This is a genomic window from Streptomyces sp. VRA16 Mangrove soil, from assembly GCF_017377775.1.
Classification (GTDB): Bacteria; Actinomycetota; Actinomycetes; order Streptomycetales; family Streptomycetaceae; genus Streptomyces.
Genome location: NZ_JAFVLN010000012.1, coordinates 239865 through 266404, shown reverse-complemented (window position 1 = coordinate 266404; position 26540 = coordinate 239865). Strand labels below are relative to the sequence as shown.

Annotated in this window: 25 protein-coding genes; 16 read left to right on the top strand and 9 right to left on the bottom strand. The window is 72.2% G+C overall.

The window, feature by feature from the left end; translation table 11 throughout:
- Positions 1 to 9 precede the first annotated feature (9 nt).
- Positions 10 to 2538 carry an ATP-dependent helicase HrpB gene (hrpB, locus tag J3486_RS29690; protein WP_207825769.1) on the bottom strand — a complete coding sequence of 843 codons (2529 nt, stop codon included), beginning with the start codon at positions 2536 to 2538 and terminating at the stop codon, positions 10 to 12.
- An 87-nt stretch (positions 2539 to 2625) separates the two neighbouring features.
- Positions 2626 to 3471 (bottom strand): class I SAM-dependent methyltransferase, encoded by an 846-nt coding sequence (locus J3486_RS29685; RefSeq protein ID WP_229378774.1) that lies wholly within the window; start codon positions 3469 to 3471, stop codon positions 2626 to 2628.
- Between the two features lie 365 nt (positions 3472 to 3836).
- Between J3486_RS29685 and rpsA the strand changes: the two genes are divergently transcribed.
- From rpsA to J3486_RS29655, 6 genes are all read left to right on the top strand, one after another.
- Complete coding sequence (gene rpsA / locus J3486_RS29680; RefSeq protein WP_207825768.1) at positions 3837 to 5339, top strand: 30S ribosomal protein S1; 1503 nt, start codon at positions 3837 to 3839, stop codon at positions 5337 to 5339.
- 343 nt (positions 5340 to 5682) lie between these two features.
- Positions 5683 to 7209, top strand: a complete 1527-nt coding sequence (locus J3486_RS29675) for a flavin monoamine oxidase family protein (RefSeq protein ID WP_207825837.1) — start codon at positions 5683 to 5685, stop codon at positions 7207 to 7209.
- A 156-nt stretch (positions 7210 to 7365) separates the two neighbouring features.
- Positions 7366 to 8304: a PAC2 family protein gene (locus tag J3486_RS29670; RefSeq protein WP_207825767.1), complete on the top strand. Its 939-nt coding sequence runs from the start codon at positions 7366 to 7368 to the stop codon at positions 8302 to 8304.
- A gap of 23 nt (positions 8305 to 8327) precedes the next feature.
- Positions 8328 to 8936 (top strand): dephospho-CoA kinase, encoded by a 609-nt coding sequence (coaE, locus tag J3486_RS29665; protein WP_207825766.1) that lies wholly within the window; start codon positions 8328 to 8330, stop codon positions 8934 to 8936.
- On the top strand, positions 8933 to 9316 hold the full coding sequence (locus J3486_RS29660; protein ID WP_207825765.1) for a DUF3592 domain-containing protein: 384 nt from the start codon (positions 8933 to 8935) through the stop codon (positions 9314 to 9316). Before coaE ends, J3486_RS29660 begins: the two co-directional genes overlap by 4 nt.
- A gap of 82 nt (positions 9317 to 9398) precedes the next feature.
- Positions 9399 to 9761 (top strand): tetratricopeptide repeat protein, encoded by a 363-nt coding sequence (locus J3486_RS29655; RefSeq protein WP_207825764.1) that lies wholly within the window; start codon positions 9399 to 9401, stop codon positions 9759 to 9761.
- 12 nt (positions 9762 to 9773) lie between these two features.
- On the opposite strand, the gene J3486_RS29650 is transcribed toward J3486_RS29655, so the two are convergent.
- Entirely contained in the window at positions 9774 to 10043 is a 270-nt protein-coding gene (locus J3486_RS29650; RefSeq protein WP_207825763.1) for a DUF6343 family protein, read from the bottom strand.
- Between the two features lie 375 nt (positions 10044 to 10418).
- Here J3486_RS29650 and J3486_RS29645 point away from each other — a divergent pair, with 375 nt between their 5' ends.
- From J3486_RS29645 to J3486_RS29635, 3 genes are all read left to right on the top strand, one after another.
- Positions 10419 to 11438, top strand: a complete 1020-nt coding sequence (locus J3486_RS29645; RefSeq protein WP_229378773.1) for an acyltransferase domain-containing protein — start codon at positions 10419 to 10421, stop codon at positions 11436 to 11438.
- A gap of 46 nt (positions 11439 to 11484) precedes the next feature.
- Complete coding sequence (locus tag J3486_RS29640) at positions 11485 to 12165, top strand: bifunctional 2-polyprenyl-6-hydroxyphenol methylase/3-demethylubiquinol 3-O-methyltransferase UbiG (RefSeq protein ID WP_229378772.1); 681 nt, start codon at positions 11485 to 11487, stop codon at positions 12163 to 12165.
- A 104-nt stretch (positions 12166 to 12269) separates the two neighbouring features.
- Complete coding sequence (locus J3486_RS29635) at positions 12270 to 12719, top strand: DoxX family protein (RefSeq protein WP_207825760.1); 450 nt, start codon at positions 12270 to 12272, stop codon at positions 12717 to 12719.
- Positions 12720 to 12850: 131 nt separating this feature from the next.
- Here J3486_RS29635 and J3486_RS29630 read toward each other — a convergent pair whose 3' ends face one another.
- Positions 12851 to 13390, bottom strand: coding sequence for an RNA-binding S4 domain-containing protein (locus J3486_RS29630; protein WP_207825758.1), 540 nt, complete (start codon positions 13388 to 13390; stop codon positions 12851 to 12853).
- Between the two features lie 112 nt (positions 13391 to 13502).
- Here J3486_RS29630 and J3486_RS29625 point away from each other — a divergent pair, with 112 nt between their 5' ends.
- The 5 genes from J3486_RS29625 to pip are packed head-to-tail and all read left to right on the top strand — an operon-like array spanning position 13503 to position 19488.
- Positions 13503 to 14945 carry a M20/M25/M40 family metallo-hydrolase gene (locus J3486_RS29625; RefSeq protein ID WP_307804986.1) on the top strand — a complete coding sequence of 481 codons (1443 nt, stop codon included), beginning with the start codon at positions 13503 to 13505 and terminating at the stop codon, positions 14943 to 14945.
- Positions 14942 to 16456, top strand: a complete 1515-nt coding sequence (locus J3486_RS29620; RefSeq protein WP_207825755.1) for a YfcC family protein — start codon at positions 14942 to 14944, stop codon at positions 16454 to 16456. The genes J3486_RS29625 and J3486_RS29620 overlap by 4 nt, the downstream gene beginning before the upstream one ends.
- A 33-nt stretch (positions 16457 to 16489) precedes the next feature.
- Complete coding sequence (locus J3486_RS29615; protein WP_207825753.1) at positions 16490 to 17203, top strand: uracil-DNA glycosylase; 714 nt, start codon at positions 16490 to 16492, stop codon at positions 17201 to 17203.
- A 50-nt stretch (positions 17204 to 17253) separates the two neighbouring features.
- Positions 17254 to 18468: a nitrate/nitrite transporter gene (locus J3486_RS29610; RefSeq protein ID WP_207825751.1), complete on the top strand. Its 1215-nt coding sequence runs from the start codon at positions 17254 to 17256 to the stop codon at positions 18466 to 18468.
- Positions 18469 to 18477: 9 nt separating this feature from the next.
- Positions 18478 to 19488 carry a prolyl aminopeptidase gene (gene pip, locus J3486_RS29605; RefSeq protein ID WP_207825749.1) on the top strand — a complete coding sequence of 337 codons (1011 nt, stop codon included), beginning with the start codon at positions 18478 to 18480 and terminating at the stop codon, positions 19486 to 19488.
- Here the strand turns inward: pip and J3486_RS29600 are convergent.
- Positions 19448 to 19873 carry a (2Fe-2S) ferredoxin domain-containing protein gene (locus J3486_RS29600; protein WP_307804985.1) on the bottom strand — a complete coding sequence of 142 codons (426 nt, stop codon included), beginning with the start codon at positions 19871 to 19873 and terminating at the stop codon, positions 19448 to 19450. The two genes, pip and J3486_RS29600, sit on opposite strands and share 41 nt — an antisense overlap.
- Positions 19861 to 20556: a GntR family transcriptional regulator gene (locus tag J3486_RS29595; RefSeq protein WP_207825747.1), complete on the bottom strand. Its 696-nt coding sequence runs from the start codon at positions 20554 to 20556 to the stop codon at positions 19861 to 19863. Before J3486_RS29595 ends, J3486_RS29600 begins: the two co-directional genes overlap by 13 nt.
- Positions 20557 to 20707: 151 nt before the next feature.
- On the opposite strand from J3486_RS29595, the gene J3486_RS29590 reads away from it, so the two are divergent.
- Together J3486_RS29590 and J3486_RS29585 are read left to right on the top strand one after the other, a co-directional pair.
- A complete protein-coding gene (locus tag J3486_RS29590) occupies positions 20708 to 22228 on the top strand; it encodes an NCS1 family nucleobase:cation symporter-1 (RefSeq protein WP_207825745.1) in 1521 nt (506 codons plus the stop codon).
- A 67-nt stretch (positions 22229 to 22295) separates the two neighbouring features.
- The gene (locus tag J3486_RS29585; protein ID WP_207825743.1) at positions 22296 to 23279 is read left to right on the top strand and encodes a glycoside hydrolase family 6 protein; all 984 of its coding nucleotides are present in this window, start codon (positions 22296 to 22298) and stop codon (positions 23277 to 23279) included.
- A gap of 7 nt (positions 23280 to 23286) precedes the next feature.
- Here the strand turns inward: J3486_RS29585 and J3486_RS29580 are convergent, their stop codons facing one another.
- The 3 genes from J3486_RS29580 to J3486_RS29570 form a co-directional block, all read right to left on the bottom strand.
- On the bottom strand, positions 23287 to 24612 hold the full coding sequence (locus J3486_RS29580) for an MFS transporter (protein ID WP_207825741.1): 1326 nt from the start codon (positions 24610 to 24612) through the stop codon (positions 23287 to 23289).
- Positions 24613 to 24728: 116 nt separating this feature from the next.
- The gene (locus J3486_RS29575; protein ID WP_207825739.1) at positions 24729 to 25280 is read right to left on the bottom strand and encodes a hypothetical protein; all 552 of its coding nucleotides are present in this window, start codon (positions 25278 to 25280) and stop codon (positions 24729 to 24731) included.
- On the bottom strand, positions 25249 to 26538 hold the full coding sequence (locus J3486_RS29570; RefSeq protein ID WP_207825737.1) for a WXG100 family type VII secretion target: 1290 nt from the start codon (positions 26536 to 26538) through the stop codon (positions 25249 to 25251). The genes J3486_RS29575 and J3486_RS29570 overlap by 32 nt, the downstream gene beginning before the upstream one ends.
- Positions 26539 to 26540: the final 2 nt, after the last annotated feature.

Below are 26540 nucleotides of genomic sequence, written 5' to 3'. Positions count from 1 at the left end.
GTGCGGCGGTCAGCGCCGGAGGCGGGCGTTCGTGTGCCGCGTCGGCTGCGCCGCGGCCGGGTCCTCGGGCCACGGGTGCCGGGGGTAGCGGCCGCGCAGATCGGCCCGCACCGCCTTGTACCCGTCGCGCCAGAACGAGGCGAGATCGGCGGTGACCGCGGCGGGCCGCCCGGCGGGCGACAGCAGGTGCACGAGAACGGGAACGCCGGGGACCCCGGCGACCCGCGGGGTCTCCTGCAGACCGAACATCTCCTGCAACTTCACGGCGAGGACCGGCTGTTCGGGGTTCGCGTAGTCGACCCGGATCCGGGAGCCGCTGGGCACCTCGATCCGCTCCGGAGCCAGCTCGTCGAAGCGGGCCGCCTCGCCGGTGGCCCACGGCAGCAGCCGCTTCAGGGCCTGGCCGGCGTCGACGCGGGCGAGATCGGCGCGGCGCCCGGCCCGGCTCAGCTCCGGCTCCAGCCAGTCGTCCACGCGCGCGTACAGCGCCTCGTCGCTCACGTCGGGCCACGGCTCCCCGGCGTGCCGCCGCAGGAAGGCGAGCCGCTGGCGCAGCACCTCGGCGTCCCGGTCCCAGCGCAGCAGCCCGAGCCCCTCCCGGCGCAGCCCGTCGAGCAGCCCTTCCCGTACGAGGGCGGGGGACGGGTTCCTCAGCGGGCGCACCGTCAGCTCGACCGCCCCGAGCCGGGTGACGTGGCGGGCCACCAACTCCCCGTCCGTCCAGGCCACTTCGTCGCCCTCGGTGTACAGCGGGGCGGCGGCCCACCGGGCGACCTCCTCGTCGACGACGGCCCCGAGCCGCACGCGCGCGTGCCCGGCGCCCACGGGCCGGTCGGCGACGGCCACGGCGATCCACTCGGCGTCCCGCAGCCCGGAGCCGTCCGGGACGTCGGCGCGGGTGCCGGAGGCCATGAGGAACGAGCCGCCGCCGCGACGGGCGACCCGCTCGGGAAAGGCGAGAGCGGCGACCAGACCGGCGGCGTGGTCGTCGCCCGCGGCGGCGGCGCCGCCCCCGTCGGCCTGCGGCACGAGCCGCGCCAGCCGCCGCACCTCCGCGCCCCACCGCCCGGCGTAGGCGTCGCCCCCGCGCCGGGCACGTCGCAGGGCCCCGCCCAGATCGTCCCCGTAGTCGCGCGGCGGCTCCTCGCTCAGCAGGGCCACCACCTCGGCGGCCCGCCGCGCCGAGACGGCCGGCGCCGCGTCCAGCAGCGCCCGCCCCAGCCGCGGATGCAGCCCGAGCCGCGCGAGACGCACCCCGCGCTCCGTCACCCGCCCGGAACCGGCCTCGACCGCCCCCACGGCGACCAGGACGTCCCGCGCCGCCGCCATCGCACCGCCCGGCGGCGCGTCGAGCAGGGCGAGCCCCGACGCCTCCGGATCGCCCCAGCAGGCCACCTGCAGCGCGAACGCCGTCAGATCCGCCACCTTGATCTCGGGCGAGGGGAACCGCGGCAGACGGGCGTCCTCCGCCTCCTCCCAGCACCGGTACACGGTCCCCGGCGCCTCGCGTCCGGCGCGGCCCGCGCGCTGCGTCCCGGCGGCGCGCGACGCACGTACGGTCGTCAGCGCGCTCAGCCCCCGCGCGTGATCGACCCGGGGCTCGCGCGCGAGCCCCGCGTCCACGACCACCCGCACCCCCGGCACCGTCAGCGACGACTCCGCGACGGCCGTGGCCAGCACCACGCGGCGTCGCGTCCCGGGGGAGAGCACCGCGTCCTGCACGGCGGCGGGCGCACGCCCGTGGACCTGAAGCACCTCCACGGGGCCGAGATCCCCCAGCTGACCGGCCACCCGCGCGATCTCCCCGACGCCCGGCAGGAAACACAGCACGTCCCCGGCCCGCTCGGCCAGCGCCCGCCGCACCACCGACGCGACATGCGTGAGCAGCGCCGGATCGACCCGCATCCCGTGCGGCGGCCGCACCGGACGGGCCGGTGGCGCCCACACCACCCGCACCGGGTGCGAGACCCCCTGGGCCTCGACGACCGGCGCGCCCCCGAGCAGCCGCGCCCACCCCTCGGCATCGGTCGTCGCCGACGCCGCGACCAGCTCCAGCTCGGGCCGCAGCGTCTCGCGCACGTCCATCAGGAAGGCCGCCACCGTGTCCGCGTCGAGGTGCCGCTCGTGCACCTCGTCGAGCACGACGGCGTCCACGCCGGTCAGCTCCTGGTCCCGCTGGAGCCGCTGGAGCAGCACCCCGGTCGTGACGACCTCCACGCGCGTGTCCGGTCCCACGACGCGCTCGCCGCGCACCGTGTACCCGACCCGCCCGCCGGGCTCGCCGAGATGCTCGCCGAGCAGCCACGCCATCCGCCGGGCCGCCGCCCGCGCCGCGATCCGCCGCGGCTCGGCGACCACGACCCGACGCACGGGCGCGTCCGCGTCGAGCAGCCCGGCGAGCACCAAGGGGACCAGCGTCGTCTTGCCGGTGCCGGGCGGCGCCACGAGCACGGCCACCCCGTCCGCGTCGAGCGCGGACCGCAGCGCGGGCACCGCGGAACGTACGGGGAGGCAGGAGAGGGCGTCGGCGCGGATCACGCCCTCAGTCTCCAGTACGGCCGCCACCCTCGGCGCACGCCCTGGCGCGACGAGGCCCTGACGGTTCCCGCGCTCGGCGCGCGCCGATCAGCCGCGGTCGTCCCGCTCGCACACGAAGATCGCCGTGCCCGGGATCAGGTTGCCGCGCAGCGGCGACCAGCCGCCCCACTCCTGCGTGTTCCAGGCCGGCCACTCCGGCTCGACCAGGTCCACCAGGCGGAACCCGCCGGCCACCACGTCCCGCACCCGGTCGCCGACCGTGCGGTGGTGCTCCACGTAGACCGCGCGCCCCTCGTCGTCCTGCTCCACATAAGGGGTGCGGTCGAAGTAGGAGGCGGAGACCGACAGGCCCTCGGGCCCCGGCTCGTCCGGGAACGCCCAGCGGATCGGGTGCGTGACCGAGAAGACGAACCGGCCGCCCGGCCGCAGGACGCGACGCACCTCGCGCAGCACCTTCACCGGATCCGCGACGAACGGCATCGCCCCGTACGCGGAACACACCAGGTCGAAGGAGCCGTCGAGGAAGGGGAGCGCGCCCGCGTCCGCCTCCACCAGGGGCACCTTGCCGCCGGCCCCGTCCTGGATGCGCTGCGCGTGCTGGAGCTGGCGGTGCGAGAGGTCGAGGGCGACAGGTCGCGCGCCCTGGGCGCGCAGCCAGCGCGAGCACTGGGCCGCGCCGGCGCCGATCTCCAGGACGTCCTTGCCGGCGAGCTCCTCGGGCGGGCCGAGCAGTTCGGCCTCCACCTCGTCGAGCCCCTCGGGACCCCAGACGAAACGGTCGTCCCCGAGGAAGGTGCCGTGCTCGATCTGGTACTCGTCCGCGTTCCGGTCCCACCAGCCGCGGTTGGCCCGCGCACTCTCCGTGGTGCCCGCGTCGCGCCGGGTCGCCGTCGAGTCCTCGTCCACCGTCGAGGGGTTCTCGTGCCCTTGCATTGGTCCGGACTCTTGGATGATCGGCTCCCTGGTATTAATCTGCGGGCACTGCGGCGGGTCCTGCGGCCCGCGTGGCCTCGTGAGACACGAATTGTGCCGGGTATGCGGCGATCCGCCCCGGGTGTGCGCCTTCGCGCATTGACCCTGTCCGGCTGCCCCCGTATGCTACAAGTTGCGCTGCGGGCCTGCGCACCTCAGACATAGCAGGCTGTGCTCGCATCTGTTGCATGTCCCCTCGGTTGTCGAGGCGCCTCCCGGTTCACGGGCGGGTCGCCTCTTAGGCTGTCCGGCTTCTTCGGTGCGAAACAGGCTCCCGGCGTAGCAGTACCCACCGACTTTCAATGTCCGCCGGAGCCCTTTCCCACATGACGAGCAGCACCGAGACCACCGCCACCACCCCGCAGGTTGCGGTCAACGACATCGGTAACGAGGAAGCTTTCCTCGCCGCCATCGACGAGACGATCAAGTACTTCAACGATGGCGACATCGTCGACGGCGTCATCGTCAAGGTTGACCGGGACGAGGTTCTCCTCGACATCGGTTACAAGACCGAAGGTGTCATCCCGAGCCGCGAGCTCTCGATCAAGCACGACGTCGACCCCAACGAGGTCGTCAAGGTCGGCGACGAGATCGAGGCCCTGGTTCTCCAGAAGGAGGACAAGGAAGGCCGCCTGATCCTCTCGAAGAAGCGCGCGCAGTACGAGCGTGCGTGGGGCACCATCGAGAAGATCAAGGAAGAGGACGGCATCGTCACCGGTACCGTCATCGAGGTCGTCAAGGGTGGTCTCATCCTCGACATCGGCCTCCGTGGCTTCCTGCCGGCCTCCCTCGTCGAGATGCGTCGCGTTCGCGACCTCCAGCCTTACGTGGGCAAGGAGCTCGAGGCGAAGATCATCGAGCTGGACAAGAACCGCAACAACGTGGTCCTGTCCCGCCGTGCCTGGCTCGAGCAGACCCAGTCCGAGGTGCGCCAGACGTTCCTCACCACCCTGCAGAAGGGTCAGGTCCGCTCCGGCGTCGTTTCCTCGATCGTCAACTTCGGTGCCTTCGTGGACCTGGGTGGCGTCGACGGTCTCGTCCACGTCTCCGAGCTGTCCTGGAAGCACATCGACCACCCGTCCGAGGTTGTCGAGGTCGGCCAGGAAGTCACCGTCGAGGTCCTCGACGTGGACATGGACCGCGAGCGTGTCTCCCTGTCGCTGAAGGCGACGCAGGAGGACCCGTGGCAGCAGTTCGCCCGTACGCACCAGATCGGTCAGGTCGTCCCGGGTAAGGTCACGAAGCTCGTTCCGTTCGGTGCGTTCGTCCGTGTCGACGAGGGCATCGAGGGTCTGGTCCACATCTCCGAGCTGGCCGAGCGCCACGTGGAGATCCCGGAGCAGGTCGTCCAGGTCAACGACGAGATCTTCGTCAAGGTCATCGACATCGACCTCGAGCGTCGCCGCATCAGCCTCTCGCTGAAGCAGGCCAACGAGGCCTTCGGCGCCGACCCGTCGGCCGTCGAGTTCGACCCGACCCTGTACGGCATGGCCGCGTCCTACGACGACCAGGGCAACTACATCTACCCCGAGGGCTTCGACCCCGAGACCAACGACTGGCTCGAGGGCTTCGAGACCCAGCGCGAGGCCTGGGAGACCCAGTACGCCGAGGCGCAGCAGCGCTTCGAGCAGCACCAGGCTCAGGTCATCAAGTCCCGCGAGGCCGACGCGCAGGCCGAGGCCGAGGGTGCCGTCGCCGGCGCCGGTGCGGCTCCGGCCGCGTCCGGTGGCGGTTCGTACTCCTCGGAGTCGGACGACAACTCCGGCGCGCTCGCTTCGGACGAGGCGCTCGCCGCGCTTCGCGAGAAGCTGGCCGGCGGCCAGAGCTGAATCGCTCTGCGCTAGCAGGTAGTTGACAGTGGGCCCGCACCTTTTGGTGCGGGCCCACTGTCGTTGCGCCGTCGCGCGGTAGGGGCTTCCCCCCGTTCGCGGGTCTCGGTTCGTCCTGGTCGCTCGCGCGGTTCCCCGTGCCCTGGAGGCTGGAAACATGGGCGATACAACAGTTGCTCGTGTGCCGTAACAGGGCGTTGTCAGGATCTCCGCGTCATGCAAGATCACTCTTGATCGCGACGGGAGCCTGCACATGGCAGCAGTGCGGCAGCAGACGGCAGGTACGGGAACCAGTCGGCGGAGCTTTCTGCGGAACGTCGGGCTCACCGGGGGCGCGGGGGCGATGTTCGCCACCATGGGCGCCCTCGGACTCGCCCCCACGGCGCAGGCCGCGCAGCGCGAACTCCCTTACCGGGCACCGCAGTCCGGGGACTTCACGCTGACCGGGCGGGGCGCCGCCAAGGTGGTGATCGTGGGAGGCGGCATCGCCGGGCTCGCCACCGCGTACGAACTCGGCAAGGCCGGCTACGACTGTACGATCCTGGAGGCCAGGGACCGGACCGGCGGCCGCAACTTCACGGTGCGGGGCGGCGATTCGACCACCGACCTCTACGGCAACAAGCAGACCGCGCGTTTCAGCGACGGGCAGTACATGAACGCCGGGCCCGCGCGGCTCCCGCAGTGGATGGTCACCCTCGACTACTGCCGTGAACTCGGCGTCCCCGTCGAGGTGTTCACCAACACCAACGCCGATGCCTACATCTTCAACGAGTCGGCCGGCATGACCGAGCCGATGCGCTACCGCACCGCCAAGGCCGACGTGTACGGCTATGTGTCCGAGCTGCTGGCGAAGGCCACGAACAAGGGCGCCCTCGACAAGGAGCTGACCGCCACCGACCAGGAGCAACTCGTCGAATTCCTCAAGGACTTCGGTGAGCTGGGCGACAAGCTGACCTACGAGGGCGGCGAGCGGCGCGGCTACACGACCGTGCCCGCCGCCACCGGCACACCTGGAGTGCTGCTCGGCGGCATCCCGTCCGCGTCCGACGTGCTCGCGAGCGGCGTCGGCCGGTACTTCTCCTTCGAGTTCGGCTTCGACCAGGCCATGCTGATGTTCCAGCCGGTCGGCGGCATGGACCAGATACCCAAGGCGCTGACCAGGGCCATAGGCGCGCACAAGGTGCGGACCGGGGCCGTCGTCAGCAGAATCACCGACAAGGGCGACGGCGTCGTCGTCACGTACACACAGGGCGGGCGGACCCGGTCCGTCGAGGCCGACTACTGCGTCGGCGCGCTGCCGCCCAACATCCTCGCCAAGATCCCGCACAACCTCGGCTCCGGCGTGCAGAGCGCCCTGGAGGCCATCACCCCGCAGTCCGCCGGAAAGATCGGCCTGGAGTACAAGTCCCGCTGGTGGGAGCTCGATCACAACATCTACGGCGGCATCACCGAGACCGACATGGACCTCAGCCACATCTGGCACCCGTCGTACGGGTTCCACGGCGAGCGCGGCGTCATGATCGGGTACTACAACTACGACGGTGACGCCGACGCGTACGCGAAGCTGAGCCCGGCGGCGCGCGAGGCGCGGGCCGTCGCGCAGGGCGTGAAGATCTACGGCGAGAAGTACCGCACCGAACTCGCCTCGTCCTTCTCGCACCACTGGCGGCAGACCCCGCACCTGGAGGCCGCCTGGCACAACACACCGGGCGGACCCGACGACGTGCGCTACAAGCCGCTCAACGAGCCCACGGGCCGCGTCTACTTCGCGGGTGACTGGCTCAGCTACACGGACGCCTGGCAGCACGGCGCGTTCACGTCGGCACGCCGGGCCGTCGGCAAGCTGCACGCGCGCGTGATGGCGGGTTAAGCGGTCGGTGCGTCCGTAAGAGGCGGCTGAGAAACGGCGGAAAGAGAAGGGCGCGGAGCGCTTCCGCGGAAGGGTGGTGACGGGAGACGGGCGGACGGGAATGTCCGCGCCCTTCGTACGCGTTCCCCTGGATGAACACGAGGAGGAGCGGTCACTGTGCTTGATCCGCAGGATTTGTACACATGGGAGCCGAAGGGCCTGGCCACGGTCGACATGGCGCTCGCCCAGGAGTCCGCCGGCCTTGTCATGCTCTACCACTTCGACGGATACATCGACGCGGGCGAGACCGGCGACCAGATCGTGGAGCGGCTGCTCGACTCGCTGCCGCACCAGGTCGTCGCACGCTTCGACCACGACCGGCTCGTCGACTACCGGGCCCGTCGTCCACTGCTGACGTTCCAGCGCGACCGCTGGACCGACTACGAGATCCCCGCGATCGAGGTGCGGCTCGTGCAGGACGCCACCGGGGCGCCCTTCCTGCTGCTCTCCGGCCCGGAGCCGGACGTGGAGTGGGAGCGGTTCTCGGCGGCCGTCCAGCAGATCATGGAGCGGCTCGGCGTACGCCTGGCCGTCAACTTCCACGGCATTCCGATGGGCGTCCCGCACACCCGCCCGGTGGGCCTCACGCCGCACGGGAACCGTACGGAGCTGGTGCCGGGCCACCGCAGCCCCTTCGACGAGGCGCAGGTGCCGGGCAGCGCGGCGGCGCTGGTCGAGTACCGGCTGATGGAGGCCGGGTTCGACGTGCTCGGTGTCGCCGCGCACGTACCGCACTACATCGCGCGCTCGGCGTACCCGGACGCGGCGCTCACGGTCCTGGAGGCGATCACGGGCGCGACCGGGCTCGTCCTGCCGGGCATCGCGCACGCGCTGCGCACCGAGGCGCACCGTACGCAGACGGAGATCGACCGGCAGGTCCAGGAGGGCGACGAGGAGCTCGTCTCGCTCGTCCAGGGCCTTGAGCACCAGTACGACGCGGCCGCCGGGGCCGAGTCCCGGGGGAACATGCTGGCCGAGCCGGTGGAGATCCCGTCGGCGGACGAGATCGGCCTGGAATTCGAGAGGTTCCTGGCGGAACGGGAAGGCGACGCCTGATCGCAGCGCCTAAGCTTCCGCTTATGTTGAAGGTGGGGCTGACCGGCGGCATCGGTGCCGGCAAGAGCGAGGTGTCCCGGCTCCTGGTGGAGCGGGGCGCGGTCCTGATCGACGCGGACCGGATCGCCCGCGAAGTCGTCGAGCCCGGTACGCCGGGGCTCGCGGCCGTCGTCGAGGCGTTCGGGGAGGGGATCCTCGGGCCCGACGGCGGTCTCGACCGGCCGAAGCTCGGGTCGATCGTCTTCGCGGACGCCGAGCGGCTGGCCACCCTCAACAGGATCGTGCACCCGCTCGTCGGGGCCCGCTCCGCGGAACTGGAGGCGACGGCCGGCCAGGACTCCGTCGTCGTGCACGACGTACCGCTGCTGGCAGAGAACTCCCTCGCGCCGCTCTACGACCTCGTCATCGTCGTCGACGCGAGTCCCGAGACCCAGCTCGACCGGCTGACCCGGCTGCGCGGCATGACCGAGGAGGACGCCCGCGCCCGGATGGCCGCGCAGGCCACCCGAGAGAAGCGGCTCGCCGTCGCCGACGTCGTGATCGACAACGACGTACCCCTGGAGAAGCTGACCGAGCAGGTCGACACGGTCTGGGACGACCTGGTGCGCCGGGCGCGCGCCGCGTCCCGGTGATCGTCCTCGCCGCGTTCACCGCGCTCGGCGGGCTCGTCGCCCTGCTCGCGGGTGCCTACGGGCTGCGGCGCACCCGGCGCATCCGGGCGGCGGGAAATGTCGTCGAGGCGCTGGTCAAGCCGCCGCAGCCGGGTTCCGACCGGCCGCTGCTGCAGTTCGCGACCGCCGACGGGCAGGTCATAGAGGTCGTCTCACCGGTCCCGGCCGGCCGGCACCGCCCGCTGCCCGCCGGCGGTGTCGTCAGCGTCGCGTACGACACCGAGGACCCGCGCGAGACGGTCGTGCTCGGCGGGGAACGGCCCGGCGTCGACCGGGGATTCATGATCGCCGGTGCGGTCCTGGTGCTCGTCGGCATGGGGCTCGCGGTGGCGCTGGGCTGAGTGTCCCCGCAGTGCCCGGTGGGCAGGAATAGCGGTTACCGGCCACGGCGTTGACGTGGTCGACACCGGAAGGGAGTGCACCGTGTCCGACGCCACCCCGGAGACGTACGTCATCGACTTCCGCGCCGCGGAGCAACTGCTCGCCGCGCGGGACCCCCGCGGTGCGGTGAAGCTGCTCGACGACGTGGTCGCCGCGCACCCGGAGAACACCGCGGCGCGGCTGCTGCGTGCCCGCGCGTTCTTCGCCGCCGCTCAACTCCGGGCCGCGGAGCTGGAGTTCTCCATCGTCCTGGAGCGGGAACCGGACAACGCGTTCGCGCACTTCGCACTGGCCCGCACCTACGAGCGGGCCGCCCGGCCGCAGCAGGCCCGGCGGCACTTCCGGCTCGCCGCGGCGCTCGATCCGCAGCCGGAGTACGTGGCCGCCGCCCGGTTCGAGGAGTAGCCGGGCCCGCCGTCAGGGCGCTTTCCGGTACGGCGGGACGTCACGCCCCGGCTGATAATGCGGGCCCTGGCGGATATGGCGGGTGATCATGAACAGGTCGACCGTCGTGATCAGCCAGAGGGCGCCGCAGGCCAGGGCCCAGCCGGGGCGGTGCGCGAAGAGGAACGCGATCGTGCCCGCCGTCGTCCACAGCAGGCCGAAAAGGGCGAGGCCAAGGCGCAGCCGCAGGGGGCTGCGGGCGGTGACCGGTTCGTCACCGGTACGGACCAGATGGTGCTGCATGGCCGTCACCTCCGCGCGGTGAGGAGAAGAGGCACCCTGGGTCGGTCTTCGACTTCCAGGGTGCCTCTTTCCGTCACGGAGTGGGGAGGGAGCGGCAGGGCGATCCGCGGCCTGGGTGAGCGGTCGCGTCAGTCTCCGCGACGCGCGCCGATGGGGCGGGCGTACGCCCGCCTCGCCGAGGGCGTTCGGGTGCGGCGGCGCCGCCACGGCATCGACCCGCGCGGGGTGTGCGGCCGCGCTGCACGTCCCCCTGGACACCGTCGGCCACCGTATCCGCCGCATCGTCCGCCCCACCGGTCTCTCCCCGGCCCGCCCCGGCGATCCGCAGCACCTGACGGCCGCCCTGGTGGCCCGGCGGGCGCGTACGTTGAGCCCATGACTGCTGCGACAACTGCCGTGATGCTGCTGGACGCCCTGAAGGCGGACGAGACCTGTGCGACGTGGCTGGAGTCCCTGGAGAACCCGGACATACCGTGGCTGGAGGCCGGTCTCCCGGAGCCGGACCAGCTGCCGGGCGTCCTCGTCGACCTGGCCGTCCCGCACGAGGACATCGCGCAGCTCCTCTCCCTGGCCGAGCAGGTGAGGCGGTCGCCCGAGCTGAGCGAGCTGCTGGGGCGGGCCGTGAGCGGGCTGCTGTGGCGGCCCACGGGCGCCCCGGGCGAGGGGACGGGACTGCCCGTCCTCCCCGCCGGGACGGGGGTGCTGGGGCGCTGCTTCGCGGTGCTGGTGTTCGTCGCCGCGCTGCCGTACGCGTACCGATTCCACGAGGAACGCGGCGTCCCCGCCGACGTCTCCCGGCGCACCTTCGCCGATCTGGGCCGCAACATGGCCGTGCACCGCAGGCGGTTCGGCACCACCGGGCTGCTCGTGCCCTGGTGGCCGACCCGGCACTTCCGCGGCGAGCTCTACCAGTTGGGGCGGCTCCAGTTCGAGCGGGCACGGCTCGGGCGGCGCACCGGGGAGGCCGTGGCAGGGGAAGGGCTCGCGGCGGGGCCCGGCGATCCGTGCCTGAGCGTGCACATCCCCGACTTCCTCGGGCCGATGACACCCGGGCTCTGTGACGACGCGATCGCGCGGGCCCGGACGTTCTTCGCGCGGCACTTCCCCGAGGAGGAGATCCGGGTCGCGGTCTGCCACTCCTGGCTCCTGGACCGGCAGTTGAGGAGGTACCTGCCGCCCGACTCCAACATCATCCGCTTCCAGGACCGCTTCCGCACCGCGTACGCCTCGGACGAGCCGGAGGACGACACCCCGGTCGCCTTCGTCTTCGGCGGTACCGAGACCCCGCGCGACCGGCTGCCCCGGCGCACGAGCGTGCAGCGCGCCGTGCTCGGACACCTCGACGCGGGCGGGCACTGGTACGCGGGGCACGGCTGGTTCCCGATGCAGGACTGAGGAACGCCCGGTGCGGGCTGTGCGTTCCTCGTGCATGAGCCTTGAGATGCGAGAGGGATACGGAGCGACGGGGCCGGGCGCCTTCACGCCCGACGGCTGTGCGGTGGAGCTGTACGCGAGACTGCCCGTCGAGGACGAGCCGGACATCGTCGAGGCGGCGGTCCCCGCGGGCGCGACCCTGCTCGAACTCGGCTGCGGGGTGGGCCGGGTGACGCACGAACTGATCGGGCGCGGCTTCGACGTGACGGCGGTGGACGAGTCCGCCGAGATGCTGGAGCGGGTCCGGGGCGCGCGCACGGTGCGCTCCACCATCGAGGGCCTGGACCTCGGGGAGAAGTTCGACGTCGTCATGCTCGCCTCGCTCCTGGTCAACACGGGGGACCCGGTGGTGCGGCGCGGCATGCTCGACACGGTCCGCCGCCATGTCGCCGACGACGGCTGTGTGCTGATCCAGCGGGTCCGGGACGGGGCCTACGAGAACCTGCCGAGGGAGCGGGTCTTCCCCGACCTGGACTTCACCATCCGCATGGTGTCGTCGGTGCCGGTCGGCGACGGGGTGCGCTCGGCGAAGGTGGAGTACGTGTTTCCGGACGCCAGGTGGACGCAGACGTACCGGGTCCTGCCGATGACACCGCAGGAGTTCGAACAGGCGCTGGCGGAGGCCGGGTTGAAGGTCGACCGGTATCTGACCGAGGACCGGGTGTGGGTGCGGGTGGTGCCCGTCTGAACCGGCTGAAGAGGTGCGGGGCGGTGCGATGAGTTCTGGCGGCGGCGCCGGTCTGTAGGGGTGACAGTGACCGACTGCTTGCTCGCACCGCTCAGGAGACCGCCATGACGAACCTCGCCCCCGCTTCCACGTCCGACGCTTCCACGGCCGACGCCGCCGCGCCGGTCCGCTCCCGCCGCGCCCGGATCGCGCTGAACACGACCGCGATCGTGCTGGCCGCGTTCTTCGCCGTCGCGAGCGCGCTGCCCAAGCTCTTCGCGGTCTCCGCCGCGGTCGACTCGTTCGACACGATCGGCTGGGGCGCGCCGGGGATGTACACCATCGGCGCACTCGAACTCGCCGGGGCCGTCGGCCTGTTGGTGCCGGTGCTCTCCGGGTTCGCACCGGTCGCGCTGAGCGGGCTGATGGTCGGCGCGTGCGTCACGCAGATCGTCGCCTTCGACGGGGAGAACGCGGCGACACCGCTGATCCTCATGGTTCCGCTGCTCGTGCTGGCCTGGGCGCGGCGCGGGCGGAACCGGGAGTTGGTGGCGCTGGTTCGCCGGGTGCTGTGAGCGGGGGCGTCCACCCGTCTGCCGGGTTCTGCCGGTGGGCGGGTGCGGCGTGCGTTGTGGCTGGTTGCGCAGTTCCTCGCGTCCCTGAACCTGAACGCATGCGCTGCGCGCAGCCTTCTCCCGCCGGACCGTCAGACGGAACCCGACCCCGAACCCGAACCCGATCCCGAACCCGATCCCGAACCCGATCCTGAACCCGCATCCGGCCCTGCCCCGGGCCCCTGCCCGAAGATCCCGCGCAACCGTTCCAGCTCGCGGCGGTCGCGCTTCGTGGGGCGGCCGGTGCCGCGGTCGCGGATGCCGACCGGGGCGACGACCTCGCGCGGCGGAGGCGGCGGGGAGTTGTCGACGTAGCACTCGACCGCGACCGGCGCCCCGACCCGCTTGCGGATCAGGCGCTTGACCACGACGACCCGCTCCCGGTACCCGGGCTGGCGCAGCCGCACCTCGTCGCCGACGCGCAGCGCGTACGCGGGCTTCACGCTCGTCCCGTTCACCTTGACGTGCCCGCCCTTGCAGGCCGCCGCGCCCGCCGAGCGGGTCTTGACCAGGCGTACGGCCCAGATCCAGCTGTCGACGCGCACGCTCTCGCCGCCGCCGGGCGCGGCCGCCCGCGCGGCGTCCGCCGGATCCTTCGGCGCTCCTGATGGGGGCGATGACTCCGATGCCATGCGTCGACCTTAGCCGCGTTGCCCCCGCCGTCGGCGAGCCCCGGAGCGGCTTCCCCTCCTCAGTGCGGATAATCCGGGCAAAGTGCATGAAGTCGACAGTGAAGGGCATCCTGTGACGCACGATCTGCACGCCGAGGTCGACCGGCTGATGGACGGACTGACGGCCGACCTGCAGCGGCTCGCCGCCATCCCGTCGATCGCCTTCCCGGGCTTTCCCGCGGCACCGGTCCGGCAGGCCCACGACCTCCTCGTGGACCTGCTGCGCGAGGCCGGCGTCGAGCACGTCGAGACCATCGAACTCCCCGACACCGCCCCGGTGATCTTCGGCGAGATCCCGCCGCCGACGCCGGAGGCGCCGACCGTCCTGCTCTACTCGCACTACGACGTGCAGCCGCCCGGCGACGAGAGCCTGTGGGACTCCCCGCCGTTCGAGCCCACCCCCATCGAGGAGGGCGGGGGCGGACTGCGGGCGCGCGGCGTCGCCGACGACAAGTCCAACGTCATCGCGCACCTGGGCATGCTCCGCGCCTTCGACGGCCGCCCGCCGGTCGGCATCAAGATCGTCTTCGAGGGGCAGGAGGAGTACGGCAGCCCCTTCGACACGTACCCGCCCACCGACCCGGAGCGGTTCGCCTGCGACGCCATGGTCATCGCCGACCTGGGCAACCTGCGCCCCGGCACCCCCACTCTCACCACCGGGCTGCGCGGCGCCGCCGAGGTGACCGTCGAGGCCCGCACCCTCAAGGAGCCCCGCCACAGCGGCGAGTTCGGCGGCGCCGCCCCCGACGCACTGCTCGTCCTCCTCAAGGCCCTCGCCACCCTGCACGACGTGCACGGCGACGTCGCGGTGGCGGGTCTGCGCCGCGACGAGTGGACCGGCGCCGGATACACGGAGGAGGAGTTCCGCGACCTCGCCGGCATCGAGGCGGATCTCCCGCTGCTCGGCAGCGGCACCCTCGGCGAGCGCCTGTGGAGCGGCCCCGCGATCACCGTCATCGGCCTCGACGCGCCCGGTGTGGAGCACGCCGCGTCCGCCGTCGTCCCGTACGCCCGCGCCAAGCTCAACCTCCGCTTCCACCCCCGGCAGGACCCCGTCGAGGCCCAGCAACACCTCGTGCGCCACCTCGGCGCCCTGAAGCCGTTCGGCGTCCCGCTCACCGTCACCCCCGGCGACACGGGCCCCGGCTACGAGGCGGCGACCGACGGACCCGCCTACCGCGCCGCCCGCACCGCGCTCGCGCACGCGTGGGGCACCGAGGCCTCGTACATCGCGACCGGCGGCTCCATCCCGCTCGTCAACGGGCTCGCGCAGGCCGCCCCGCACGCCGAGGTGCTGCTCTTCGGCGCGCAGGACAACCAGTGCAACCTGCACGCCCCGAACGAGCGCGTCCTCTTCTCCGAACTGCGCGCCACCGTGGTCGCGATGTGCGCCTTCGTGACCGAGTACGCCGCCGACTTCGGCACGGGCACGGCGGGCACGGGCACGGCAGGCACGGGCACGGCGGACACGGGGACGGCAGGCACCGGCACGGCAGACACGGGGGCCGGAGCGTGACCACGCAGACCACCGAACAGCCGCCCGCCCGGCGCAAGTTCACCTTCCCCAGCGCCCTCACCGTCCTCGCCGTCGTCACGATCGGCGTCTGGCTGCTCGCCTTCCTGATCCCCTCGGGGCAGTACGACAGGAACGGCGACGGCGCCCCGGTCGAGGGCACGTACCATCGCGTCCCCTCCGGACAGTCCTTCGTCGACCGGCTCAACGACCTTTTCCTCTCCCCGGTCAACGGTCTCTACGGCATCCAGGACCCCAAGACCTCCCTCGTCGGACCCGACAACTCCGGTGATCTGTACGGCAGTGCGGGTGTCTTCCTGTTCGTGCTCGCCATCGGCGCGTTCATCACCGTCGTCTTCGCGACCGGCGCTCTCGACCGCGGCATCGGCCGCCTCGCCCACCGGCTGCGCGACCGCGGCGCCCTGCTCATCGCGGGCGTCATGGTCGTCTTCTCGGTCCTCGGCACCGTGGAGGGCTTCGCCGAGGAGACCCTCGGCTTCTACGGGCTGATCGTGCCGCTGATGCTGGCCCTCGGCTACGACCGGATGACGGCGGTCGGCGCGATCATCCTCGGCGCGGGCATCGGCGTGCTCTGCTCCACGGTCAACCCGTTCGCCACCGGCGTCGCCTCGTCCGCCGCCGACATCTCCCTCGGCGACGGCATCGCGTTGCGGTTCGTGATGTGGGTGGTGCTGACGGGCGTCACGGTCGCGTACGTCATCCGGTACGCGCGGCGCGTGCGCAAGAACCCCGGGCGGTCGATCTCCGGATTCCTGCCCGGGGACCGCGAGACGTCCGACGCCGCCCGGACCGAGGTGCCCGAACTCACCGGGCTGCACAAGGCGGTCCTCGTCGTCACCGCGCTGGTCTTCGCGTTCATGATCTTCTCGGTGGTGCCGTGGGCGAGCGCCCTGACCGGCGACGCGGACGCGACCCCGTACGGTTTCGAACTCGACTGGTCCTTCCCGCAGTTGGCGGCGCTGTTCCTGTGCGCGGCCGTCCTCGTCGGGCTCGTCGCGCGGCTGGGGGAGCAGAAGCTCAGCTCCACCATCATCCAGGGCGCCGCCGACTTCATCTCCCCGGCGCTGGTCATCCTGCTGGCCCGCGGCGTGACCGTCATCATGAACAACTCGAAGATCACGGACACCGTGCTGCACGCCATCGAGGGCGTCGTCGAGGGCACCTCGTCCGCCATCTTCGCGATCATCATCTTCGTCGTGAACCTGCCGCTCGCCTTCCTCATTCCGTCCACCTCGGGCCACGCCACCCTCGCCATGCCGATCCTCGCGCCGCTCGCCGACTTCGCGGGCGTCTCGCGCGCGGTCGTCGTCACCGCCTGGCAGGCGGCCAGCGGCTGGATGAACCTGTGGGTGCCGACCACCGCCGTCACCATCGGCGGCGTGGCCCTCGCCAAGGTCGGCTACGACAAGTACCTGCGGTTCGTGTGGCCGCTGCTCGCGTTGCTCTTCCTGCTGATCTGCGCGTTCGTGGCGCTGGGGGCGGCGTTCACGTAGGGCCGGACACGGTCCGGCCCTACGGTGGACCGGGTGGACGGACTGAGCGCACTCGACGAGCGGATCACCGGATGCCGGGCCTGCCCGCGCCTCGTCGCCTGGCGGGAGGAGGTCGCGCGCACGAAACGCGCGGCCTTCGCCGACGAGACGTACTGGGGCAGGCCCGTCCCCGGCTTCGGCCCGCACGACGCGTCGCTGCTCGTCGTGGGCCTGGCCCCGGCCGCGCACGGCGCCAACCGCACCGGCCGGATGTTCACGGGCGACCGGTCCGGCGACGTCCTGTACCGCGCGCTGTACGACCTCGGCCTCGCCTCCCGCCCCGACGCCGTCGCGGCCGACGACGGCCTGACCCTGCACGGCGTACGCATCACGTCCCCCGTGCACTGCGCCCCGCCCGCCAACAAGCCCACCCCCGGCGAGCGCGACACCTGCCGCCCCTGGCTGGTCCGGGAGCTGGAGCTGCTGCGCCCGACCCTGCGCACCGTCGTGGTGCTCGGCGCGTTCGGCTGGCAGGCGGCGCTGCCCGCGTTCGCCGAGGCCGGCTGGGCGGTACCGCGCCCCCGGCCGCGCTTCGCGCACGGCGCCCGGGTCGACGTCGACGGCCTCGGCCTGTACGGCTGCTTCCACGTCAGCCAGCGCAACACCTTCACGGGACGCCTCACTCCAAAGATGCTGCGGGAGGTCATCGGCACGGCGGCCGCCTCGGCGGGCCTGTCGGTACGGAGCGCGCGCGGCGAAGTCACCTGAACGGATCAGCCCAACAGGAGTGGACGTCGACCCGTCCCTAGCGTGAAGGCGTGACGCCTACGGATACCGCGCAGCACGTCAGACCGCCGGCCGCGGCCTGGCGCAACCTCGTCGTGGCCACGGTCGGGTTCGCGCTCACCTTCTGGGCGTGGAACCTGATCGCGCCGCTCGGCAGCGCCTTCGGCGACAGCCTGGGCCTCAGCTCGTTCGAGCAGTCGTTCCTCGTCGCCGTGCCGGTCATCGTCGGATCGCTGGGCCGTATCCCGGTCGGCGCCCTCACCGACAAGTTCGGCGCCAAGCTGATGTTCCCGCTGGTGACCGCCGCGACGATCATCCCGGTGCTGCTCGTCACCGTGGCCCGGGACTCGTATCTGGCGATGATCCTGGTCGGGTTCCTGCTGGGCCTCGGCGGCACCACGTTCGCCATCGGCGTCCCGCTGGTCAACTCCTGGTTCCCGCCCGCGCAGCGCGGCGCCGCCATCGGCATCTTCGGCATGGGCATGGGCGGCGTGGCCCTGTCCGGCTACTTCACGCCGCGCATCGCCAAGCACGGCGAGAACCTGCCGTTCTACGTCGTCGCCGTCGCGCTCGCCGCGTACGTGGTGGTCGCCTGGTTCCTGATCAGCGACAACCCGAACCGCCCGATCCCCACCGACTCCCTCGGCCACCGCCTCGGCAAGGCCGGCCGGCTGAAGGTGACCTGGGAGCTGTCGGCGCTGTACGCGATCGGATTCGGCGGCATCGTCGCGTACGGCACGTACCTGCCCACGTATCTGAAGACCTGGTACGAGCTCGACCCCGTCGACGCGGGTACCAAGGCCGCCGGATTCGCGCTGGTCACCGTGGTCTTCCGGCCCATCGGCGGCTGGCTCTCCGACCGCGTCCACCCGGCGGTCGTCACCTCCTGGGCACTGGGCGTCGTGGCGCTTTGGGCCGTCGTGCAGGCCTTCGAACCGCCGCTGGCCCCCGGCGGCACCATCGACCTGCTCGTCATGGCGGCCGGCCTCGGCACCGCGAGCGGCAGCGTCTTCGCCCTCGTCGCCCAGGTCACCCCACAGCCCCAGGTCGGTTCCGTCACCGGCATCGTCGGCGCCATGGGCGGCCTCGGCGGCTTCGTCCCGCCGCTGGTGATGGGCGCGATCTACAGTGCGAAGGGCTCGTACAGCATCGGCTACATGCTCCTGTCCGACCTGGCGCTCGCCGGCTGCGTGTACGCGTACGGTCGGATGCGCAACGCCAAGCCGCAGGATCCGTCCGCGTCATAGGCTCGCGGGATGCCTGAGCATCCGAACCGTCCACACCGCCCCTCGCTGTACCCGGACATCGAGCCGTACGACCACGGCTTCCTCGACGTCGGCGACGGCAACCGCGTCTACTGGGAGACCTGCGGCAACCCCGAAGGCAAGCCGGCCGTCGTGCTGCACGGCGGCCCCGGCTCGGGCGCCTCGCCGTTCTACCGCCGCTACTTCGACCCCGAGCGCTACCGGATCGTGCTCCTCGACCAGCGCGGCGCGGGCCGCTCCACCCCGTCCGTGTCCGCGTACGACACCGACATGAGCGTCAACACGATCCCGCACCTGATCGCCGACCTGGAACTGCTGCGCGCCCACCTGGGCATCGAGCGGTGGCTGGTGTGGGGCGGATCCTTCGGTTGCGTGCTCGGTCTGCGGTACGCGCAGACGCACCCGCACGCCGTCACCGAACTCGTCCTCACCGGCCTCGCCACCGGCAGCCGCGAGGAGGTGGCGACCATGATGCGCGGCCTCGGCAAGGTGTTCCCGCAGGCGTACGAAGAGTTCCGGGCCGGCGTCCCCGAGGCGGAGCGCGACGGCGACCTGGCCGCCGCCTACCACCGGCTCCTGGAGTCGCCCGACGCCGAGGTGCGCGAGCGGGCCGCGCTCGCCTGGACCGACTGGGAGACGGCGTTGGTCTCGCTGCCGCCGCGCTCGATCCCGCGCTACCAGGACCCGGTCTTCCGCTACGGGTTCGCTCGCACCGTCGCCCACTACTGGGCGCAGGACCACTTCCTGGACGGCCCCGACACGGTGCTGCGCGATCTGCCGCTGCTCAAGGGGATCCCGGGCGTCCTCGTCCAGGGCACCCTCGACCTCAACAACCTCATCGGCATCCCGTGGCGCATCGCGCGGGACTGGCCGGACGCCGAGCTGGTGATGGTGGACTCGGCGGGGCACAACGCCGGGGCGCCGGGCATCGCGGAGCACCTGGCGGGCGCCGCCGACCGGTTCAGCGAGCGGTCCGGTCCCGCTTCCCGTTCCGGCGCCTGACGCGCTCGCCCTGGGGCTCGATGAACTGCAGCTCCAGGGCGACGGGCGCGGGCGCGACCCCGGGCCCGCCGGCCTGCGCCCAGGCCAGGATCTCGTCGGTGACGTCGTCCCCCATGGACCACCCGATCCACGCGGCACGGCCGCCGCGGGCCCGGCCCTGCGCGGACGGCTGCAGCACGACGACGTTCGCCTGGTCGCAGGGCCCGAGACAGTCGCTGACCCGGACGGCGAACGCGCCGCCGGAGGCTTCGGCCGCCGCCGTCAGCCGCTCCAGCTGCCAGTCGTGGTCGTGGCCGGGGTGCTTGCGGGCGTCGCCGCAGCAGCAGCCCCGGCACACGACGAGGGTGCAGGGGCGGGTGCGGGCGGCGCCTATCAGGGTGGGCACGGGGCTCCTGGGTGCTGGGTCTGCTGTTCCGGCTGGTCCGCGTCGCCGAAGAGGTGACGCACGGTGGAACGGTAGTTGGTCCGTACGTGCGCGAGCGCCACCGCCCTCGCCCGCTCCGGGTCGCCCGCGGCCACGGCCGCGTACAGCTCGCGGTGCTCGGCCAGCTGCTGGGGCCACTCCTCGTTGCGCCGGGTCAGCCAGCGCAGCCGGCCGGCGACCGGCTGCATGACGGTGACCAGGAGGCCGTTGCCCGCGAGGGCGAGCAGCCGGTCGTGGAAGCGGGAGTTGACGTCGGTGAGGGTCTCGGCGTCGTCCGCGCCGGTCGCCTCGGCGGCCAGGTCGAGGAGCTCGCCGAGCCGCGCCAGATCCTCCCGCGTGGCCCGCTCGGCGGCGAGCCCGGCCGCGTAGACCTCCAACGCCTCGCGCAGCTCGAAGAGTTCGGCGACGTCGGCGCGGGTCAGGGTGCGCACGAGGGCGCGGCGCGGGGTCTCGAAGGTGACGAACCCCTCGGCGACCAGGGCCCGCACGGCCTCGCGCACCGGCACCCGGGACACCCCGAACCGCTCGGCGAGCTCCCGCTCCACCAGCCGGTCGCCGGGGCGCAGCCGGCCGCCGACGATGTCGTCGCGCAGCGCGCCGAGCACACGCTCGCGCACCGCACCGAGGGGTTCCGTGACCGTCATGTCCCCATCTTCGCCGATCGTCGCCGCACCGGTTTACCGAGCCGTAACTGCACGGACATTGCCGGGAGTTGCCGGGAGCGGGACCATGACGGCGCTTTGGTATACCAAAGAAGGTCCCCAAGTGGACCCTCAAGGCCCTGGGAGGCTGCCCATGTCCGTGGCCGAACCGGTGAAGGCGTCGCTCGGCGCCGGCTTCACCCCCGACCCCCGTCTCGTCAACGAGGACCTCGCGCCCGCGGACGAGGGCGCCCGCAGGTGGAAGGTCTTCGACCTCTTCGCCCTGTGGATGTCCGACGTCCACAACCTCGGCAACTACACCTTCGCGGCGGGCCTGTTGGTGCTCGGGCTCAACGCCTGGCAGATCTTCACGGCCCTGCTCATCGGCTTCGTCCTCATCTACGCCGGCTGCAACGCGATGGGCCGTATCGGGCAGCGCCACGGCGTCCCGTTCCCGGTCGTCAGCCGGATCGGCTTCGGGGTCTGGGGTGCCAATGTCCCCGCCCTGATCCGGGCCGTGATCGCCATCATGTGGTACGGCATCCAGACGTATCTGGCGTCGGTGGCGGTGAACGTGATGGTGCTGGCGGCGTTCCCGGAGACGAAGTCGTGGACCGAGGGCTCCTTCCTCGGCCTGCACCCGCTCGGCTGGGCGTCCTTCCTCACCCTCTGGCTGGTGCAGTTCCTGATCATCACGCGGGGCATGGAGTCGGTCCGCAAGTTCCAGGACTTCTGCGGCCCGGCGATCTGGGTCGTGATGATCGCGCTCGCGGTCTGGGTCTGGGCGAAGGCCGGCTGGACGATCTCCCTCACCACCACCCCGCACCCGGTCTCGACCGGCGAACAGTTCCGCCAGTGGTTCGGCGCGATCGGCCTGATCCTGGCCACCTACGGCACGCTCATGCTGAACTTCTGCGACTTCTCCCGCTTCGCGCCCGACTACAGGACGGTCCGCCGCGGCAATTTCTGGGGCCTGCCCGTCAACTCGACCGCCTTCGTCGTCCTGTCGGTCGTCGTCACGGCCGGCAGCGTGGAGGTCTTCGGCGAGGCGATCACCGACCCGGCGCTCCTCGTGGCGCGGATCGGCAACACCTGGGTGCTGGTCTTCGGCGCCCTGACCTTCGCCATCGCCACCATGGGCGTCAACATCGTCGCCAACTTCGTCTCGCCCGCCTACGACCTGGCGAACGTCTGGCCGCAGAAGATCACGTTCCGGGTCGGCGGAGCGATCTCGACGGTGGCGGCGCTGCTGGTCACGCCGTGGAACCTCTACTCGAACCCGAACGTCGTGAACTACTTCCTTGGCGGCCTCGGCGCGTTCCTCGGCCCGCTGTTCGGCATCATCATGCTCGACTATTTCTGGGTGAAGCGCGGCAAGGTCGACACGGCGGCCCTCTTCGACGCGAGCCCCGGCTCGCGCTACTACTACCGGGGCGGCGTGAACCCGAAGGCGCTCGCGGCCTTCGTCCCCTCGGCCGCGCTCGCCGTGGTCCTGGCCCTCGTCCCGTACTTCGACGAGGTGGCGGCGTACTCGTGGTTCATCGGCACGGCGGTGGCGGCGGCCCTGTACGGGCTGATCTGCCGCTCGGAGCGCGACGGGGCGGCCGCGGGAGCCGTGGAGGCAACGGGAGCAACGGGAGCAACGGGAGCAATGGGCGCCGCGGCGGCCGAATGAGTGCATCCGGGGGTGACCGGCCTCGTCATGACGGCTGTCGAGGCCGGCCCCCGCGCATCATCCGCCCATGCTCACGCCCCGCAAGTCCCTGTACGCCGGTGCACTGCTGGCGGCGCTGCTGACGGTGACCCCGGCCACGGCCGCCCCGGCCCCCTCGGGCCCGGCGGCCACCTTCTGGGTGGACCCGAACACCCAGGCGGCCCGCCAGGCGGCGACGTACCGCGCCCAGCACCGCTGGAAGGACGCCGCCCTCATCGACCGCATCGCCCGGCGCGCCCAGGCGATCTGGCTCAACGGTTCGAACCCCGCCCCGACGGTCCGCGCGGTCACCCTCGCCGCGACCCGCGCCCACCGCACCCCGGTCCTGGTCGCCTACCACATCCCGCACCGCGACTGCGGCCTCCACTCGTCGGGCGGGGCGGGGGACGCGGCGGCCTACCGCGCGTACATCGACTCCTTCGCGGCGGGCATCGGTCCACGCGCCGCCTACGTCGTGGTCGAACCCGACGCGGTGGCCTCCCTCCTGGCGGGCTGCCCCGGCGCGAACGCCCGCGAACGCCACGCCCTGCTCACCTACGCGGTCACCCGCCTCGCCGCCCTGCCGCGCACCCGGGTCTACCTGGACGCGGGCAACGCGAGCTGGATCCAGGACGTCTGGTACCTGGCGAGCGCGTTGAAGTCGGCGGGGGTGGCCAAGGCGGACGGAGTGGCCCTCAACGTCTCCAACTACCGTACGAACAAGGAGACGTCGGCGTACGGGCGCCGGCTGGTGGACGTCCTGGGCAAGGTCGTACCGGGCTCCCACCCGCACTTCGTGATGGACACCAGCCGCAACGGCAACGGCCCTTGGCAGGGTACGGACGCCTGGTGCAACCCCCCGGGCCGCGCCCTGGGCACCCCGCCGACGACCCGCACCGGGGACGCGCTGCTCGACGCGTACCTGTGGGTGAAGCGTCCGGGGGAGTCGGACGGGGCGTGCCGGGGCGGGCCGGGGGCGGGGCAGTGGTGGGCGGCGAAGGGGCTGGAGCTGGCGCGGAACGCGAAGGGGTGAGCGGACCCTAGCCCTGCTTCGGGCCGGAGCCGGGGGGCCGCGGCATCAACACCAAGGCCGCGAAGGCGACGACGCAGCACCCCACGATGTACCAGCTGATCCCGGTGCTCGACCCCGTGTCCTCGATGATCGCCGTCGCGATGAGCGGGGCCGGGCCGCCGGCGATCACCGAGGCGAGCTGATATCCGAGCCCTGCCCCGCTGTAGCGGACGTTCGGCCCGAAGCTCTCGGCGATGAGTGCGGCCTGAGGCCCGTACTGGATGTCGTGGAAGAGCAGCGACAGCACGATCGCCAGCAGGACGAGGCCTCCGTCTCCGGTGTCGAGGAGGGCGAAGTAGGGGAAGGCGAAGGCCCCGACGAGGACGATCCCGACGCCGTACACCGTGCGCCGCCCGAACCGGTCCGACAGATGCCCGAACAGCGGGACGCTGACCAGGCCGATGGCGGCGGCGATCAGCGTGTCGTCGAGCAGGTCCCCGCGGGCCATGCCGAGATGACCGGTGCCGTAGGCGAGCACGAACGTGATGAAGAGATAGAACGGCGCCTGCTCCGACATCCGCACGAACGCCGACGTGAGCACCTCGCGCCACTGATCGCGCAGCACGATCCACAGCGGGAGCCGCTCCACCTTGCGTTCGGTGCGCACCTGGGCGAACTCGGGGCTCTCCAGGACCCGCAGCCGCACGTACAGTCCGATGCCGACGAGCACGAAGCTGACCAGGAACGGCACCCGCCAGCCCCAACTGTCGAAGGCGTCCGCGCTGGTCGTGCCGCTCATCAGCTTGACCATGCCGGTCGAGGCGAGCAGCCCGAGCGGCACCCCGAGCTGCGGCCAGCTCGCCATCAACCCGCGGCGTTCGGCCGTTCCCCACTCCATCGACAGCAGCACCGAGCCGCCCCACTCGCCGCCCACTCCGATGCCCTGGGCGACCCGCAGCACGACGAGCAGGATCGGCGCGGCGAGCCCGATCGAGCCGTACGTCGGCAGCAGCCCGATGAGGAAGGTGCTGACGCCCATCAGGAGCAGCGTCACCACGAGCGTCGACTTGCGGCCGCGCCGGTCGCCGAGATGCCCGAAGATCATCGCGCCCACGGGCCGGGCGGCGAACCCGACGAACTGCGTGGCGAAGGAGGCGAGAACGCCCGTGTACTCGGACTGCCCGGGGAAGAACAGGTGGGGGAAGACGAGCGCGGCGGCGGTGCCGTAGAGAAAGAAGTCGTACCACTCGATGGCGGTCCCGACGGTGCTCGCCGCCGCGGCACGACGCCGGTGCCTACGGACCTCGGACGGCGCGACGTGGGTGTGCAGGCCCTGCGGTTGCTGCGTGGTCACGGCAACTCCTGGCGCGAGAGGCGGCGTGGGGGGTGGGGAGGGGGCTGCCGGGAGCGTGCTCTCGTGGTGGGTACACGTCAAGGCGTGCGGCGGAGTCGTGGGGCGAGGACCCGGGGCTACGTGCGCCGCGCCCGCGCCTCCATCGCCTTGCGGGCCCCCGCCTCGCTCGGGAACTCGTGCACCGTGACCATGCCCGCGCTCCAGCCCACGCAGAACGCGGCGAACGCGGGCATCACCGGAGCCGCGAGCACGAGGAGCGCGCGGCCCGCGAACGCGAGTCCGACGGCACGCCCCTGCTCGGCCCGCTTGCGGCTCAGCGACTCCCCGGGGGACGGCGGATCCAGCAGATCCGCGCGATGACGGCGCCGCTGCACCACCCACCCCCACACCACCGCCCCGCAGGAGGCGATGACCTGCGCCCAGTCCCACACGCCGCGCACCCCGGACGGCAGGACCGAGCGGAACCCCTCGTACAGGCTGATCGCAGCGAAGCACAGGAACGCCATGACGGCCGCCATCAGCACGGCCGTCCGGATCCGGCGCAGCCGGTAGCGGGTGCCGCGCTCGTACCAGGTGGTGCCGAGACCGGGCAGTTCGGGGATCGGGGCCGGGACCGGCTCCGACGAGGACGGGGTCTCAGAAGATGCTCTTGATGCCACCCCAGACATCCTTTCCCAGCCTTGCGAAGTCCTGACCGGTCTCCGACAGGACGTGCCCCGAGCCGTGCAGGACGCCGCCGACCACGCCGTGGTCGTGGATGTCCTCACTCCAGTGCTCATGGAACGAATGATCGATAATACCGGTGGCGCCGATCACGACAGCGCCGCCGACCCCCGCCACCACGGCCGTCGGAACCTCGAAGGGCAGCGCGGCCACCACGCCCGCCGTGACCGCCGTCCCGGCGACGAGACCCGCGACATTCGCCCCGCCGTCCACCGCGACGGAGTGCTGCCACGACCACCCCTTGTCGTGGTCGTCGGAGGCTTCGAGGATCCCGCACGCCCCGGCCGCCGCGACATCGAGCACCGGGATCTCCTTGAGGAAGTCCGGCAGCTTCTCGGCGGCCTCGCCCGCGCGCAACGCGTCCGCCGCGTCGGCCAGTTTGACGTTCAGGGCCCGGTCGTACGGCAGCTTCGTACTGCCGTGATCGGCGCGGGCGATGTCGTCCTCAAGCCCCTTGAGCCGATTGACCGCGTCCCGGTACGCGCCCTTCTCCGGCAGATCGGCCGGCAGCTTCCTGCCCGCCTTCTGGTACGCCTTGCGCTCGGCCCGCAGATCCTTCTTCGCCGCCCGCTCCTGCGCCTTCGCGTCGTCCAGCTTCGCGCGCGCCTTCGCGCCCCCGGCCCGCGCGTCCTCGGCGTCGTAGGCGTACAGACCCCGCAGATAGTCGGCCAGCGTGGTCTTGTCACCCGGCGACACGGACCCCGTCGCCTGCGCGTACAGGCCGCGCAGCCGGTCGGCCGCGACCAGCCGGGCGTGCTGCGCCGTGTGCAGGATCTGCCGGCGCACGGTGTCGTACTCGGTGCGGGCGGCGATCGCCTTCTGGTCGTCCGCGCTCGGCGGATCGGCGGTCATCATCGCGTTCGGCACGCCCCTGGGGCCCATGGGCACGCCCTTGCGCGTGGCCGTGAACTCGGCGTTCTGCAGCGCGGTCTCGCACGCCGACAGTTCACTGACGAGCGTGTCGAGGATGTCGCCCGCGTCGTGCACGAGGTTCGCGAACGCCCCGGCCGTCAGCGCGTCCTCGCTCCACTGGGCGCGGAAACTCTCGGCCGCCTCCCCCGTCCACCCGGCGTCGCCGACGAGCCCCTCGACGGCCTCGGAGATGGGCCGGACCGCATCCTCCAACGGCTTCTTCGCACCCTTGTACGTGTCGGCCATCGTGCGCAGCCCCGCTATGTCACCGCCGACCCAGCTGTCACCCACCG

Excerpts from the sequence above, each read along its gene's own strand:
- J3486_RS29635 (WP_207825760.1), top strand. The coding sequence starts at position 12,270 with ATGACGAACCTCGCCCCCGCTTCCACGTCCGACGCTTCCACGGCCGAC.
- J3486_RS29645 (WP_229378773.1), top strand. The coding sequence starts at position 10,419 with ATGACTGCTGCGACAACTGCCGTGATGCTGCTGGACGCCCTGAAGGCG.
- J3486_RS29595 (WP_207825747.1), bottom strand. The coding sequence starts at position 20,556 with ATGACGGTCACGGAACCCCTCGGTGCGGTGCGCGAGCGTGTGCTCGGC.
- J3486_RS29650 (WP_207825763.1), bottom strand. The coding sequence starts at position 10,043 with ATGCAGCACCATCTGGTCCGTACCGGTGACGAACCGGTCACCGCCCGC.
- pip (WP_207825749.1), top strand. The coding sequence starts at position 18,478 with ATGCCTGAGCATCCGAACCGTCCACACCGCCCCTCGCTGTACCCGGAC.
- J3486_RS29640 (WP_229378772.1), top strand. The coding sequence starts at position 11,485 with ATGCGAGAGGGATACGGAGCGACGGGGCCGGGCGCCTTCACGCCCGAC.
- J3486_RS29685 (WP_229378774.1), bottom strand. The coding sequence starts at position 3,471 with ATGCAAGGGCACGAGAACCCCTCGACGGTGGACGAGGACTCGACGGCG.
- J3486_RS29675 (WP_207825837.1), top strand. The coding sequence starts at position 5,683 with ATGTTCGCCACCATGGGCGCCCTCGGACTCGCCCCCACGGCGCAGGCC.
- J3486_RS29575 (WP_207825739.1), bottom strand. The coding sequence starts at position 25,280 with ATGTCTGGGGTGGCATCAAGAGCATCTTCTGAGACCCCGTCCTCGTCG.
- J3486_RS29585 (WP_207825743.1), top strand. The coding sequence starts at position 22,296 with ATGCTCACGCCCCGCAAGTCCCTGTACGCCGGTGCACTGCTGGCGGCG.
- J3486_RS29590 (WP_207825745.1), top strand. The coding sequence starts at position 20,708 with ATGTCCGTGGCCGAACCGGTGAAGGCGTCGCTCGGCGCCGGCTTCACC.
- J3486_RS29630 (WP_207825758.1), bottom strand. The coding sequence starts at position 13,390 with ATGGCATCGGAGTCATCGCCCCCATCAGGAGCGCCGAAGGATCCGGCG.
- rpsA (WP_207825768.1), top strand. The coding sequence starts at position 3,837 with ATGACGAGCAGCACCGAGACCACCGCCACCACCCCGCAGGTTGCGGTC.
- coaE (WP_207825766.1), top strand. The coding sequence starts at position 8,328 with ATGTTGAAGGTGGGGCTGACCGGCGGCATCGGTGCCGGCAAGAGCGAG.